Here is a 13,445-nt window from a genome sequence, read left to right as displayed (position 1 = left end):
GGATCAGACGTTGTGATGGATGTAGGCCTCACGCTCGGCACCAACGGAGATGTAGGTGATCTTGCAGCCAATAGCCTTTTCCAGATACTCAACGTAATCGCGGGCTTCCTGGGGCAGATCCTCCCACTTGCGGGCAGCAGTGATATCGCAGTGCCAGCCGGGCAGATATTCCACCACGGGCTGTGCGGTGTCCAGAGCCATGCCCATGGGGAAGCGCTTGGTGATGGTGCCGTCGGTCAGCTTGTAGCCGGTGACCATGGGGATCTTCTCCATGTAGTCCAGCACGTCCAGCAGGGTCAGGGCAACCTCATCGCAGCCCTGGCAGAACACGCCGTAGTGGCTTGCCACCAGGTCGATGGGGCCAACGCGGCGGGGACGGCCGGTGGCTGCACCGTACTCGTGGCCAGCCTCACGCAGGGCGTGCTTCTCTTCCTCGGTCATGGCCAGCTCAGTGACAAAGGGGCCGTCGCCCACGCAGGAGGAGTAAGCCTTCATCACACCGATGCTGTTGGTCAGCTTGTGGCCCGGGATGCCTGCGCCGATGGGGGCGTAAGCGCCGATGACGTTGGAGGAGGTGGTGTAGGGGTAGATGCCGAAGTCGATGTCGCGCAGAGCGCCCAGCTGGGCCTCGAACAGCACCTTCTTGCCGGCGGCATCAGCGTCAGCCAGATACTGGCCCACGTCGCAGATGTAATCCTTGAAGATGGCGGCATACTTCTCCAGCCATGCCCACATCTCGTCCACGCTGATGGGGGCGGAGTGGTAGCTGCCCTCCATCACCAGGTTCTTGGAATCCACCATGGTCACCAGGCGCTTCTTCACGCTGTCGTCCAGGTGGAGCAGGTCGCCCATGCGCAGGGTCTTCTTCATGTACTTGTCACCGTAAGTGTAGGCGATGCCGCGCTTGGTGGAGCCGAACTGTGCGCCGGTCTTGGCCAGGCGGGCCTCTTCCAGGCCGTCCTGATCGACATGGTAGGGCATGGTGATGGTGGCCCGGTCGGAGATCTTCAGGTTATCGGGGGTGATGGAAATGCCCTGCTCCCGCAGCTTGTTGATCTCGCCGTCCAGATGGTGCGGGTCGATGACCATACCGTTGCCCATCACGCAGACAACGTTGGGGCGCAGGATGCCGGAGGGCAGCAGGTTCAGCACGAACTTGCCGCGCTCGTTCTTCACGGTGTGGCCTGCGTTGTTGCCGCCCTGATACCGTGCAACGATGTCATACTCCTGGCTGATCAGGTCGACCATGCGGCCCTTGCCCTCATCGCCCCAGTTGATACCCGTAATTGCAGTAAGCATAATAAATGACCTCTTTATCATTTTTTCAAAAGACAGCCTTTTCCGTGCACCTTGCCCGGGATACGCCACCTTGGGAATCTGTACCGCCCGCGGAAATGTCCGCAACAATACAATTATAGTATAGCACGAAACGCGGAACAAAAAAAGAGGGAAGAAATACTTTTCTCTCAATTATCCACAGGGCGCTCCTCTTCGTGATGCTGCTTTAGTTCTTCTTCCCCAGCTTGTGCACAGTGCCATCCGGCTCTTTGATCGAGGTGTTGTTCAGCTGGGCGCGCAGGCTGGCCTTTACGTCCGCAACATACTCCTGCCGCAGGGCCTGCTGCTCTGCCTTTTCGGCATCGGTCAGGCCGGTGGTCTTGCTCTTTTTTGCCAGCTCGTTGATACGGGCAATCTTCTCGTTTGTCATCGCAGTTCTCCTATTAGATAAAATGTGATATAATATGACCGGGATGCCCCTTCCGGCAGCTGCGGCTCTTTTGGCGAGGCAGCAGGAGGGAGCTATTTGAATCAAAGCAAGTATAACAAAGGATGAAACCGATGTCAAAACAGTTGAATTTTGCACAGCAGATGGACGAAGTGTTGAAAACGCTGGGGCCGCAGCGGCCAAAGCTGCTGCTCCATGCCTGCTGCGGGCCCTGTTCCAGCGCCGTGCTGGAAAAGCTGTGCCGGTATTTTGAGATCACGGTGCTTTACTATAACCCCAACACCTGGCCTGCCGAAGAATACTACCGCCGGGGCGAGGAGCTGAAAAAGTTTGTGGCGCAGGCGCACCCGCTGGGGGTCACGGTCATCGAGGACCACTACGATCCGCAGGAGTTCTATACGGCTGTGCAGGGGCTGGAAAACGAGCCGGAGCGGGGCGGGCGGTGCACCGTCTGCTACCGCTTGCGGATGCGCCGGGCGGCACAGTACGCAAAGGAGCACGGCTTTGATTGGTTCACCACCACGCTCTCCATCAGCCCCCACAAGGATGCTGCCCGCATCAATCAGATCGGGCAGGAGCTTGAAGCCGAATTCGGCATCAGGCACCTGCCCTCGGATTTCAAAAAGCAGAACGGCTACCTGCGCTCCCTCCAGCTCTCGGAGGAGTACGGGCTTTACCGTCAGGATTACTGTGGGTGTGAGTTCAGCGCAAAGGCGAGGGGATGAACCGCTCAGTCGCCTGCTGCTTGCCTCTCCTGCCAGGAGCGGCGGCATTGCGAAGCAATGACGGAGAGGTTTACTCCTCCCGCATTCTGGACACCAGAATCGCAAAGACGATCAGCCCCACACAGGGCACGATGTTGGTTGCCATACCAACAGCAAGACCGGCGCTTTCAGCTACCTTGCCGATGACCCAGGGCATCAGGATCGCGCCGCTGGATGCCACCGGCAGCATGATGCCCATGCTGGTCACGGTGGTCATTTTACCGGCGCTGGCCACGGCGGTGGGGTTCATACCGGCCATGGAGAAGGCAAAGGCGAACAGCAGCAGGATGGCAGGCAGCTGGCTGTGGGTCTGCATCATGGCAAAGTAGAAGGCAGTGCAGAAAACCGCCATAAACACCATGGCCTTGCGGGGCTGTTTGAGTGGGAACACAAAGGCGATGAGCAGGCGGCCGATCAGGGTGGCACCCCACATCACGGTGACGGTATAGGCCGCCAGCGTGCCTGCAATGATGCCGCTGTCCTTGAAGTAGGTGACCATCCAGCCCACAACGCTCTGCTCGGCGGCGTTCTGGCAGAACAGCAGGCCGGTGAGCAGCCAGAAGCGGGAGGAGCGCAAAAAGCTCCAATCGGTGACAGCTTCTTTGGCCTTGGCGCGGCCTGCCATGGGGGTGAACAGGTATACCAGCCAGAGCACCAGACCCAGCGCCGCCAGTGCCAGCACGGCCAGCGTGGTGCTGACCCTGGCCGCGGCAGAGATCAGAAAGGGGCAGAGCAGGGCACCGCAGGCGTAGCAGGCGTGCATGGTGTTCATGCCCCGGGTGCGGTCTGCAGAGTTGCCGCTGACAAGAATGGTGCAGGTGTTCAGGACACTGCCCTTGGCAATGCCCACAATGAAGAAGGCCAGCGCCAGCAGAATGGGCAGGCCGGTCAGGCTCATCAGGCCGTAGCCCACCGCATAGCCGATGGTCAGAAGCAGGACGCTTGGCTTCATGCCCATTTTTCCCACCAGCGCACCGGCCAGCAGGCCCGCCAGCAGGTTGCCGATGCTCAGCAGGCTGAGCAGGGTGCCGGTCATGCCGTAGGCAAAGCCGTATTCCTCCTGCAGCAGGCTGACCACCACACCGCTGGAAATGGTGCAGATGCCGCTGAAAAAGAAGGTGACGAAGCCCGCGTTCCGCAGGCGGGTGTTCCGTTGTTCCATGGGATTCTCCTTGCAGTATTCGGGGGCGCAGCGCCCATAGTTGCTTTTATTAAAGCATATTCTGGTCAGAAAGCAAGGGCTGTTGAGCCAGCAAAAGCAAAATCAGCGCCCAGTGGAAGCGCCCTGCCGTTCGGTGGGGCGCTTCTGTATTTTATTTTGCGTCTTCTATTGACAAAGATCGAATCGTGCGTTATGATATTGTACGGCATCAAACAGTTCTAAGGAAAACAATCCTGTCACAAACAATTCAAAAGGGAAACCATTATGCACGATGAAAGCAAAAAACAGCCCTGCTGCAACCCCCCATGGGAGCCGCCGCAGGTCATCCCGGCACAGGTGCGCCGGGTGAACAACCTGATCTTCCGCAAGATCAACCAGTTCCACCGGGAGAACAACGTGGACAACGTGACCCCCATGCACGACTGGATCATGAGCTACCTCTACTGGCACAAAAATGAGGCCGTATACCAGCGCGATATCGAGCGGGAGTTTTCCATCACACGCTCGACCGTGACGAACATCCTGCAGCTGATGGAGCGCAAGGGCTACATCGAACGCCAGAGCGTGCCGCAGGATGCCCGGCTCAAGCGGCTGATCCTGACGGAAGAGGGGGGCCGCGTCCATGAAAAGACGATACTCTCCCTGCACCAGACCGATGAGTTTGTGGCCGGATTGCTGACGGAAGAGGAAAACGCAGAGCTTCTGCGGTTATTGAACAAGCTGCGCAAGGGGCTGGAATGACCCCTGCAAATAAACTTCAGGAGGATTACAACAGATGATCAAAAAACTTGTGTCACATCTGGGCGAGTACAAGCGCGCCGCGATCCTGACACCGATCCTATCTGCTCTGGAAGCCATCATGGATGTGCTGCTGCCTACCATCATGGCCGTGATCATTGACCAGGGCATTGAAAAGGGCGATATGAACGCCGTTATCAAGTACGGCCTGCTCACCTTCCTGGTGGCGGCCATTGCCCTGCTGCTGGGCGTGCTGGCCGGCAGGTTTGCCGCCACGGCATCCACCGGCTTTGCAGGCAACCTGCGCGATGCGATGTATGAGAACATCCAGCATTTCTCGTTCTCCAACATCGACAAGTACTCCACGGCCGGTCTGGTCACCCGTATGACCACCGACGTGACCAACCTGCAGAACGCGTTCCAGATGATCGAGCGCATGTGTGTGCGTGCCCCCGTCCATCTGGTTTTCGCGCTCATCATGGCCTCCATGATCAGCCGCTCGCTGACCATGGTGTTCCTGGTGGCGATCGTGTTCCTGGTGGCAGTGCTGGCAGGTATTATGGTCCCCACCTTCGGCATCTTTGATAAGGTGTTCAAGAACTACGATAACCTGAACGCCTCCGTGCAGGAGAATGTCTCGGCCATCCGCGTGGTCAAGAGCTTTGTCCGGGAGCACTTTGAGAACGAGAAGTACACCAAGGCCTGCGAGAGCCTGTACAAGCAGTTCGTCCACGCCGAGAGCCGTCTGAGCTTCAACAACCCCGCCATGCTGGTCTCTGTGTACGGCTGCAACATCGCCCTGAGCTGGTTCGGCGCACATTACGTCCTGAACGGTGCAATCACCACCGGCCAGCTGAACGCCCTGTTCGGTTACATTATGAACATCCTGATGGCCCTGATGATGCTGAGCATGGCCTTTGTGATGATCGCCATGTCCGCCGCTTCTGCCCGCCGTATCGTGGAGGTGCTGGACGAGACCACCGACCTGCCCCCGGCAAAGCAGCCGGTGCAGCAGGTGGCAGACGGCAGCATTGAGTTTGACCACGTTACCTTTAAGTATAAGCACGGCTCCGGCCAGCCTGTCCTGAACGATGTTACCTTCAGCATCCGGCCGGGCGAGACGCTGGGCATCATCGGCGGCACCGGCAGTGCAAAATCCAGCCTGGTGCAGCTGATCCCCCGCCTGTATGATGCCGAGACCGGCTCTGTCAAGGTGGGCGGCGTGGACGTTAAGGATTACAGCCTGGATGTCCTCCGCCGGGAGGTCTCCATGGTGCTGCAGAAGAACGTTCTGTTCAGCGGCACCATCCTCGACAACCTGCGCTGGGGCGATGAGAACGCCAGCGAGGAAGAGTGCATCCGGGTGGCCAAGCTGGCCTGCGCCGATGAGTTCATCGAGCGCTTCCCCGACAAGTACAATACCTGGATCGAGCAGGGCGGCTCCAACGTGTCCGGCGGCCAGAAGCAGCGCCTGACCATTGCCCGCGCGCTGCTGCGCAAGCCCAAGGTGCTGATCCTGGACGACAGCACCAGCGCCGTGGATACCGCCACCGATGCCAAGATCCGCAAGGCCTTCCGGGAGGAGATCCCCGGCACCACCAAGATCATCATTGCACAGCGCATCTCCTCCGTGCAGGATGCAGACCGCATCCTGGTGCTGGACAACGGCCAGATCAACGGCCTGGGCACCCACGAGGAGCTGCTCAAGACAAACAAGATCTATCAGGAAGTTTACAACAGCCAGACCCAGGGCGGCGGCGATTTTGACAAGCAGGGAGGTGAGCAGTAATGGCACAGGTGAAAGAAGTAAAGGGCCCCGGCCCCCGTGGGGTGGGCGGCCCCAAACCGAAGGTCGAGAACCCGGGCAAGCTGCTCAAGCGGATCATGGATGAGGTGTTCAAGCACTATCTGCCCCACTGCATCCTTGTGCTGGTCTGCATCATCGTCAGCGCGCTGGCAAATGTGCAGGCAAGCCTCTTCCTCAAGACCCTGATCGATGATTACATCGTCCCCATGACCAAGCAGGCCACACCGGACTTCGGCCCGCTGACAGGCGCACTGGTGCGCATCGGCTGCATCTACGCCATCGGCGTGCTGGCCGCATGGCTCAACGCCCGTATCATGGTCAACGTGACCCAGGGCACCCTGCGCAACCTGCGCGTCCAGCTTTTCACCCACATGGAAAGCCTGCCCATCCGGTATTTTGACTCCCACCCCCACGGCGACATCATGTCGGTGTACACCAACGATGTGGACACCCTGCGCCAGATGATCAGCCAGAGCATCCCCCAGCTGGTGTCCAGCGCCATCACCATCGTGTCCGTGTTCACCAGTATGTGCCTGATGAGCTGGCAGCTCACCATTGTCACCATGCTGATGGTGGCTCTGATGCTGTTCTGCTCCAAGAAGATCACTGCCATGAGCGGCAAGTACTTTGTGGCCCAGCAGAAGGATCTGGGCAAGGTGAACGGCTACATCGAAGAGATGATGGAGGGCCAGAAGGTCGTCAAGGTGTTCACCCACGAGCAGAAGGCTCTGGATGGCTTCCGGCAGCTGAACGATAAACTGAAGGAAAGCGCCAAGCAGGCCAACAGCTACGCCAACATCATCATGCCCGTTACCGCACAGCTGGGCAATATCAGCTATGCAGTCTGTGCTCTGGCGGGCGCGGCCATGGCCGTTGGCAATGTCGGCGGCATGACCCTGGGCACCGTGATGGCCTTCCTGAGCCTGAACAAGAGCTTCAATATGCCCATCAGCCAGGTGTCCATGCAGGCCAACAGCGTGATCATGGCACTGGCCGGTGCAGAGCGTATCTTCAAGATGATGGACGAGACCAGCGAGACCGATGAAGGCTATGTCACCCTGGTCAACGTCAAGTATGGCAAGGATGACGAGCTGGTGGAGACCACCGAGCGCACCGGCATCTGGGCCTGGAAGCATCCCCACCACGACGGCACCACCACCTACCACAAGCTGGCGGGCGACATCACTTTTACCGATGTCGATTTTGGCTATGTGCCGGAAAAGACCGTTCTGCACGGGATCAACCTCTATGGCCGCCCGGGCCAGAAGATCGCCTTTGTCGGCTCCACCGGTGCCGGCAAAACGACCATCACCAACTTGATCAACCGCTTCTACGATATCGCAGACGGCAAGATCCGGTATGATGGCATCAACATCCGCAAGATCAAAAAGGACGACCTGCGCCGCTCTCTGGGCATCGTTCTGCAGGATACCCACCTGTTTACCGGCACGGTCATGGAGAACATCCGCTATGGCCGCCTGGATGCCACCGATGAGGAGTGCATTGCCGCCGCAAAGCTGGCCAATGCCGATGGCTTTGTCAAGCGTCTGCCCGATGGCTACAACACCATGCTGACCAACGACGGCGCAAACCTGTCGCAGGGCCAGCGCCAGCTGCTGGCCATTGCCCGCGCCGCGGTTGCCGATCCCCCGGTGCTGATCCTGGACGAGGCGACCTCCTCCATTGATACCCGTACCGAGGCGCTGGTCCAGCGGGGCATGGACGGCCTGATGTATGGCCGCACCAGCTTTGTCATTGCCCACCGCCTGTCTACCGTCCGCAATGCAGACTGTATCGTGGTTCTGGAGCAGGGCCGCATCATCGAGCGCGGCAGCCACGACGAGCTGATCGCCAAGAAGGGCAAGTATTACCAGCTCTACACCGGTAATCTGGCTGAAAATTAAAGAAAAATCGTAAAAAACGGAGCCGCTGTACAAAATGATGTGCAGCGGCTCCGTTTATTTTCAATTTGTTCAAATTCCTCACAAAGAAACTCCATTTTTATCCTGTACAATAAGGGTGCAGTCAGGGAGGAACAGAAAAACATCCTCCCAAGATGCCATGCAGGCAATGAAAACCGCGCATCTCCGGCAGAAACCGGGCGGCGCGGCCCCTTTAAAAAACACTGTCCCCTGCTGATGCGAGGCAATAGCCAAGGCAGCGGACAGACTACCAACCATCTCCTGACAGCCGCAAATGTTTGGGAGTTCTCATACACAGCCAGCGCCGCTTTCTCCTCCTTTCCACGGCGCTGGCTGTTTTTGTTTGGCTAAGAGTTAAACCTCTCAGTCTCGCTTCGCTCGCCAGCGTCCGGGTTGCGGCTCCCAGCATCCGCATCGTTACTTAGTAACTGTCCTAGTACATGCTCCCTTAACTGTGGCAGATCTATTACATGGATCCCCATTTGTTCCATCCGATACAAGACCAGAGCGGGGCTCTGGTCTTTTTTTGCGGCAGAAGCCATAATGCTGCGTGTAAAGGCGAGAATCCTATCCTTTTTGTAGAAAAAGATCAGCTGCACATGGCCGGTGAACAGGGCAAACAGGGCTGTGCGCAGCTCCCGGGAGCCGAAGAGGAGGAGCAGGTCGCTCTCCTCTAAAAAGAGAACGTCTGCCCGGTCAAGAAACTGCAGGGCGGTCTGACACAGAGCCTCCCGCTGCGGCCAGTAGGGCGCGGCCTGCGCCAGCCGGGGAAGATAGCAGCAGAGCGCCCCGGCATCCCGGGCGGCGGCAAGGGCCTTGAGGTGGGCCAGCCGCAGGGGGCTGTCCACAAGCCCGGCGGAGGAAAAACAGAAGGCAGAGGCTCCCCGGAACGGGGCGGCCTCCAGCTGCTCCGGCCCAAGGGCCAGCCCGGCGGTGTGGGCACGGTAGGGCAGAGCGGTGTCTGCTCCGGTGAACACCACCGGCGTGGGGAAGGCATCCGTGAAGCAGAGCAGGGAGCAATCCACACCATCCCGGGCAAGCTGGGCCGCCAGCTTGCGGCCAAAGGGGTCGGCTCCCAGCTGGGCCAGCAGAGCCGCCTGCCCGCCCAATGCGGCGTACCGGCGGCAGAAGCCTGCACTCCAGCCGCCGGTCTGCGCCCGGAACGTCTCCGTCAGCTCCGGAGCCGTGGCAGCGTTCAGCTCCAGCCAGACTTCGCCCAGACACAAAACAGACATGTGCACTCCTCCCTCCGCAAATAAAAATCGGGTTACAGTATACACGATTTGCCCACCGGATGCAACCGATCCGGGACAAATCCTGACGGAGCGAAATGGTGCGGGCAGGAAAGATCCGATTTTACAAAGACCACCTGTTTTTTACCAATGCCTGTTTTTCTTTGCCCAGGGTTTACCTAAGATTTTCCTTACCGTGGTTTCCCCTCTTTCTCTGAACGGGTACAATAGAACCGTTCCCAAGAAACATTGCAACAGGGCCCGGGAGGGCTCAGGATAAGAGAGGAATTATCGTATGAAAGAACATAAAATGTCCCGCCGCAACTTCCTGAAAGTGGGTGCTGTGGCATCTGCCGCCGGTCTGATGACTGCTGCCCCTGTGGCTGCAAACGCTGCCGCTCCGGCTGCTTCCATCGCAGCTGACGAGGAGAACTGCTTTGGCCTGTTCCAGAATAAGCCCAAGTACATCTTCCTGTTCATCGGCGATGGCATGGGCACTGCCCAGATCCAGTCTGCCCGGTTCTATCAGGGCACTGTCACCAACAACGGTGCCATCACCGAGGCAGAGCTGAGCTTTACCCAGTTCCCGGAAGTGGGCAGTGTGACCACCTACGACAGCACCTCCTTCTGCCCGGACTCCGCTTCCACCGCTACCTCCATCGCTTCCGGCAAAAAGACCGAGAGCGGTGTCATCAATATGTGCCCCTGGACCCGTGATGTGCCCTATGAGACCATTGCGGAGAAGCTCCATAAGCAGAAGGGCTACAAGGTTGGTATTGTTTCCACGGTGAATATTGACCACGCCACCCCTGCTGCCTTCTATGCACACCAGAAGACCCGCAAGAACTACTATCAGATCGGCGTGGAGCTGGCAAACTCCGGCTTTGAGTATTTCGCAGGCGGCGAGTTCCAGAAGGTGAACGGCGATGGCACCGGCCCCAACAACCACGAGGTGGCTGCACAGGCCGGTTACAATGTTGTCACCACCCAGGCCGGTGCAGTTGCCCTGAAGGCCGGGGCCGGCAAGACCCTGATCATTGCCGAGAACCTGGCCGACGGCAAGTCCATGAACTACGCCATGGATGCCGCTCCGGGAGAGTGGCAGCTGACCGACTATGTCCGCAAGGGCATTGAGCTGCTGGACAACAGCAACGGCTTCTTTATGATGGTGGAGTCCGGCAAGATCGACTGGGCCTGCCACGCCAACGATGCCGCTGCCTCCATCCATGATGTGATCGAGATGCACAACGCGGTGCAGGCCGCTGTGGAGTTCTACGCCCAGCATCCCAATGATACCCTGATCCTGGTGACCGCTGACCACGAGACCGGCGGCCTGGGCATTGGCTACAAGACCACCAACTACGATACCTTCCTGACCAACCTGGCCCACCAGAAGATGTCCTACGCAAAGTTCGATTCCACCTATGTGAACCACTACGTGAAGAATCAGACTCCCTTTGAGACCGCGATGCAGGACGTGAAGGCAAACTTCGGCCTGACCCTGCCCACCGACCCCGCTGCCGCCAACGCAGGCAAGCTGCTGCTGACCGACTACGAGGTGGAGAACCTGCGCACCGCTTACGAGCGCACCCTCAAGGTCGGCTCTTCCAGCCAGAGCAAGATGAGCCAGCAGGATTACGAGTTGTATGGCACCTACATCCCCTTCAGCATGGCTATCTGCCACACCATCAACCACAAGTCCGGTGTGGATCACACCACCTACGCCCACACCGGTGCCATGGTGAACCTCTACGCCCGTGGTCAGGGTGCAGACAAGTTCCGCGGCGTGTATGACAACACCGAGATCTTCCACAAGCTGGCTGAGCTGACCGATGTGCAGTAATTGACCAGACCTTCTGTACCCCAAAGCTCTCCGGGACGAGACGCACCGGAGGGCTTTTTGTATAGGCCCGGAATTGTGCACCCTGTCAAAAATCTGCCCCGCGAATTGGGAAAAATGATGGGAGTTGTGGTTGCAATGGGCCGGAAAAAGGCATATAATAAGACCATCAACAGAGTAAGGCCATGCGCGTTAAGTGCCGCATCAACGGGGAGTTGTGCTGCGGACGAAGGTAAGACCCGCGGTGCATGGCCTGCATCCCGCTGCTGCATGGACTTGGGTGCAGATGGGGCCGTCTGCGGCCCCGTCTGGATGTGAACCGTTGAATCACGCCCTCCTTTGTGCGGTTTGTCACAGGGGAGGGCGTTTTGCATTGCCCGCCCCGCGGTTCCCGAAACAGGGGAGGACAATTGATATGAACCATTCCAGAAATTCTATCCGCAAGCTCACCATGCTGGCCCTGCTCACTGCCATGAGCATCGTGTTTGCCCGGGTGCTGAGCATTTCCACCGGCTTTGTCCGGTTCAACCTGGGCAGCCTGCCCACCCTGCTGGCCGCTGTGCTGTTCGGGCCGGTGGAGGGCTTTGCTGTGGGTGCAGTGGCCGATATGATCGGCGGCACCCTTTCCGGCTACGCCATCAATCCGCTGATCACGCTGGGGGCAGGCTCCATCGGCCTGACGGCGGGCCTTCTCTGGCGCGCCCTGCCCAACCTGCGGCTGGGCCTGCGCACCCAGATCAGCGTGTTTGCCGGCCATGCGGTGGGCTCCATTGTCATCAACTCGCTGGCACTCCACCTCTTCTATAACTATCCGTGGAGCGTGCTGGTGACCCGCATTCCCAACGCGCTGGTCCTGGCAGCGGTGAACACCGTGCTGGTGCGCCTGCTGCTGGAAAACAAAACGATCCGAGGCATTGCACAATGAACTATGAAGAAGCACTGAACTATATCCACGCCGTCCAGTGGGCGGGGCACAAGCCGGGCCTGACCCGCACCCGGACCCTGCTGGCCGCACTGGGAGATCCGCACAAGCAGCTGAAATTCATCCATGTGGCGGGCACCAACGGCAAGGGCAGCACGGCGGCCATGCTGGCCTCCTGCCTGCAGGCGGCGGGTTACCGGGTGGGCCTGTATACCTCGCCCTTTATCAACCGGTTCAACGAGCGCATTCAGGTAAACGGCCAACAGATCCCGGACGAGGCGCTGGTGCGGCTGGTGGAGCGTGTGAAGCCTGCTGCCGATGCCATGACCGATATCCCCACCGAGTTCGAGATCATCACGGCGTTGGGGATGCTCTGGTTCGCTGAGACGAAATGCGACATCGTGGTGCTGGAGGTAGGCCTGGGCGGCACGCTGGATTCCACCAACGTCATCGACCCGCCGGAGTGCGCGGTCATCACGGCGCTGGGCATGGATCATGTAAAGGAGCTGGGCCCCACCCTGGCCGATATCGCATCGGCCAAGGCGGGCATCATCAAGCCGGGCAGTCCGGTGGTGAGCTATGGCGGTGTGCCCGAGGCCGATGCCGTCATCGCCCGTACGGCGGCAGAGCGGCACGCGCCGCTGACCGTGGTGGACCTCAGCAGGCTGACCATCGAGGACGGGGATCTGGATGCTGTCACCTTTGATTTTGACGGCCTGAATGGCATCCGCCTGCCCTTGATCGGCAGCTATCAGCCACGGAACGCCGCCACGGCCATTACGGCCCTGCGGGTGCTGCGCAGCCGGGGCTGGAACATCCCGGACAGCGCCATCCGCGCCGGTCTGGAACAGGTGCGCTGGCCGGGCCGGTTCGAGCTGCTGCGGCATTCGCCCGCCTTTTTGCTGGATGGCAGCCACAACGCCCACGGAATGCGGGCCACCGTGCAGAGCCTGAGGGACCGCTTTCCGGGGCAGAAGTTCGTGTTCCTGCTCAGCATCATGGCGGATAAGGATGTGGACGAGATGCTGGAACTGCTCCTGCCGCTGGCCGGGCAGTTCGTCACCGTGGCGGCCCATACCCCCCGCGCCATGCCCGCCGAGACGCTGGCCGAACAGATCCGCGCCCGGGGCGGCAGAGCTGAGCCCGCTTCCACCATTGAAGCCGGTGTAGCCCGGGCGGCCGCCCTTGGGGGCACCGGCCCCGTGTGCGCGCTGGGCACGCTCTACTTCTCCGGCGATGTGCGGAAAGCGTTTGCAAAATTGAACCAGTAAAGAAGAGGGGCTGCGGCACACGGGAAAAATCGGTGCAGCAGCCCCCTTTTTGCGGACTGGC

Annotated in this window: 11 protein-coding genes and 1 riboswitch; of the genes, 7 read left to right on the top strand and 4 right to left on the bottom strand. The window is 59.5% G+C overall.

Features of this window, described 5'->3' with window-relative positions; all coding sequences use genetic code 11:
- Window positions 1-3 precede the first annotated feature (3 nt).
- Together ACKXGA_RS07890 and ACKXGA_RS07885 are read right to left on the bottom strand one after the other, a co-directional pair.
- The gene (locus ACKXGA_RS07890; protein ID WP_097771587.1) at window positions 4-1,299 is read right to left on the bottom strand and encodes an adenylosuccinate synthase; all 1,296 of its coding nucleotides are present in this window, start codon (window positions 1,297-1,299) and stop codon (window positions 4-6) included.
- Between the two features lie 205 nt (window positions 1,300-1,504).
- Window positions 1,505-1,708, bottom strand: a complete 204-nt coding sequence (locus tag ACKXGA_RS07885; RefSeq protein WP_005935179.1) for a DUF896 domain-containing protein — start codon at window positions 1,706-1,708, stop codon at window positions 1,505-1,507.
- A gap of 122 nt (window positions 1,709-1,830) precedes the next feature.
- On the opposite strand from ACKXGA_RS07885, the gene ACKXGA_RS07880 reads away from it, so the two are divergent.
- A complete protein-coding gene (locus tag ACKXGA_RS07880) occupies window positions 1,831-2,451 on the top strand; it encodes an epoxyqueuosine reductase QueH (protein ID WP_097773305.1) in 621 nt (206 codons plus the stop codon).
- Between the two features lie 70 nt (window positions 2,452-2,521).
- On the opposite strand, the gene ACKXGA_RS07875 is transcribed toward ACKXGA_RS07880, so the two are convergent.
- Window positions 2,522-3,652, bottom strand: a complete 1,131-nt coding sequence (locus tag ACKXGA_RS07875; protein WP_423729237.1) for an MFS transporter — start codon at window positions 3,650-3,652, stop codon at window positions 2,522-2,524.
- Window positions 3,653-3,916: 264 nt separating this feature from the next.
- Between ACKXGA_RS07875 and ACKXGA_RS07870 the strand changes: the two genes are divergently transcribed.
- The 3 genes from ACKXGA_RS07870 to ACKXGA_RS07860 are packed head-to-tail and all read left to right on the top strand — an operon-like array spanning window position 3,917 to window position 8,101.
- Window positions 3,917-4,393 carry a MarR family winged helix-turn-helix transcriptional regulator gene (locus tag ACKXGA_RS07870; protein ID WP_242888562.1) on the top strand — a complete coding sequence of 159 codons (477 nt, stop codon included), beginning with the start codon at window positions 3,917-3,919 and terminating at the stop codon, window positions 4,391-4,393.
- Between the two features lie 34 nt (window positions 4,394-4,427).
- Window positions 4,428-6,179, top strand: coding sequence for an ABC transporter ATP-binding protein (locus ACKXGA_RS07865; protein WP_423729236.1), 1,752 nt, complete (start codon window positions 4,428-4,430; stop codon window positions 6,177-6,179).
- Complete coding sequence (locus ACKXGA_RS07860; protein ID WP_423729235.1) at window positions 6,179-8,101, top strand: ABC transporter ATP-binding protein; 1,923 nt, start codon at window positions 6,179-6,181, stop codon at window positions 8,099-8,101. Before ACKXGA_RS07865 ends, ACKXGA_RS07860 begins: the two co-directional genes overlap by 1 nt.
- 365 nt (window positions 8,102-8,466) lie before the next feature.
- Here the strand turns inward: ACKXGA_RS07860 and ACKXGA_RS07855 are convergent, their stop codons facing one another.
- Window positions 8,467-9,354: a PfkB family carbohydrate kinase gene (locus tag ACKXGA_RS07855; RefSeq protein WP_423729234.1), complete on the bottom strand. Its 888-nt coding sequence runs from the start codon at window positions 9,352-9,354 to the stop codon at window positions 8,467-8,469.
- Between the two features lie 292 nt (window positions 9,355-9,646).
- On the opposite strand from ACKXGA_RS07855, the gene ACKXGA_RS07850 reads away from it, so the two are divergent.
- The 3 genes from ACKXGA_RS07850 (at window position 9,647) to ACKXGA_RS07840 (ending at window position 13,384) form a co-directional block, all read left to right on the top strand.
- Window positions 9,647-11,194, top strand: coding sequence for an alkaline phosphatase (locus tag ACKXGA_RS07850; RefSeq protein ID WP_423729233.1), 1,548 nt, complete (start codon window positions 9,647-9,649; stop codon window positions 11,192-11,194).
- Between the two features lie 168 nt (window positions 11,195-11,362).
- Window positions 11,363-11,459: riboswitch (THF riboswitch) on the top strand.
- 147 nt (window positions 11,460-11,606) lie between these two features.
- A complete protein-coding gene (locus ACKXGA_RS07845) occupies window positions 11,607-12,116 on the top strand; it encodes a folate family ECF transporter S component (protein ID WP_423729232.1) in 510 nt (169 codons plus the stop codon).
- A complete protein-coding gene (locus ACKXGA_RS07840) occupies window positions 12,113-13,384 on the top strand; it encodes a bifunctional folylpolyglutamate synthase/dihydrofolate synthase (protein WP_423729231.1) in 1,272 nt (423 codons plus the stop codon). The genes ACKXGA_RS07845 and ACKXGA_RS07840 overlap by 4 nt, the downstream gene beginning before the upstream one ends.
- Window positions 13,385-13,445: the final 61 nt, after the last annotated feature.

This window comes from Faecalibacterium hominis (ex Afrizal et al. 2022), from assembly GCF_049545105.1.
GTDB classification, from domain to species: domain Bacteria; phylum Bacillota; class Clostridia; order Oscillospirales; family Ruminococcaceae; genus Faecalibacterium; species Faecalibacterium duncaniae.
This window is presented reverse-complemented; position numbering and strand designations above follow the sequence as displayed.

Coding starts and splice junctions, on each gene's coding strand:
- ACKXGA_RS07840 (WP_423729231.1), top strand. CDS start 12,113: ATGAACTATGAAGAAGCACTGAACTATATCCACGCCGTCCAGTGGGCG.
- ACKXGA_RS07865 (WP_423729236.1), top strand. CDS start 4,428: ATGATCAAAAAACTTGTGTCACATCTGGGCGAGTACAAGCGCGCCGCG.
- ACKXGA_RS07885 (WP_005935179.1), bottom strand. CDS start 1,708: ATGACAAACGAGAAGATTGCCCGTATCAACGAGCTGGCAAAAAAGAGC.
- ACKXGA_RS07850 (WP_423729233.1), top strand. CDS start 9,647: ATGAAAGAACATAAAATGTCCCGCCGCAACTTCCTGAAAGTGGGTGCT.
- ACKXGA_RS07845 (WP_423729232.1), top strand. CDS start 11,607: ATGAACCATTCCAGAAATTCTATCCGCAAGCTCACCATGCTGGCCCTG.
- ACKXGA_RS07855 (WP_423729234.1), bottom strand. CDS start 9,354: ATGTCTGTTTTGTGTCTGGGCGAAGTCTGGCTGGAGCTGAACGCTGCC.
- ACKXGA_RS07860 (WP_423729235.1), top strand. CDS start 6,179: ATGGCACAGGTGAAAGAAGTAAAGGGCCCCGGCCCCCGTGGGGTGGGC.
- ACKXGA_RS07870 (WP_242888562.1), top strand. CDS start 3,917: ATGCACGATGAAAGCAAAAAACAGCCCTGCTGCAACCCCCCATGGGAG.
- ACKXGA_RS07880 (WP_097773305.1), top strand. CDS start 1,831: ATGAAACCGATGTCAAAACAGTTGAATTTTGCACAGCAGATGGACGAA.
- ACKXGA_RS07875 (WP_423729237.1), bottom strand. CDS start 3,652: ATGGAACAACGGAACACCCGCCTGCGGAACGCGGGCTTCGTCACCTTC.
- ACKXGA_RS07890 (WP_097771587.1), bottom strand. CDS start 1,299: ATGCTTACTGCAATTACGGGTATCAACTGGGGCGATGAGGGCAAGGGC.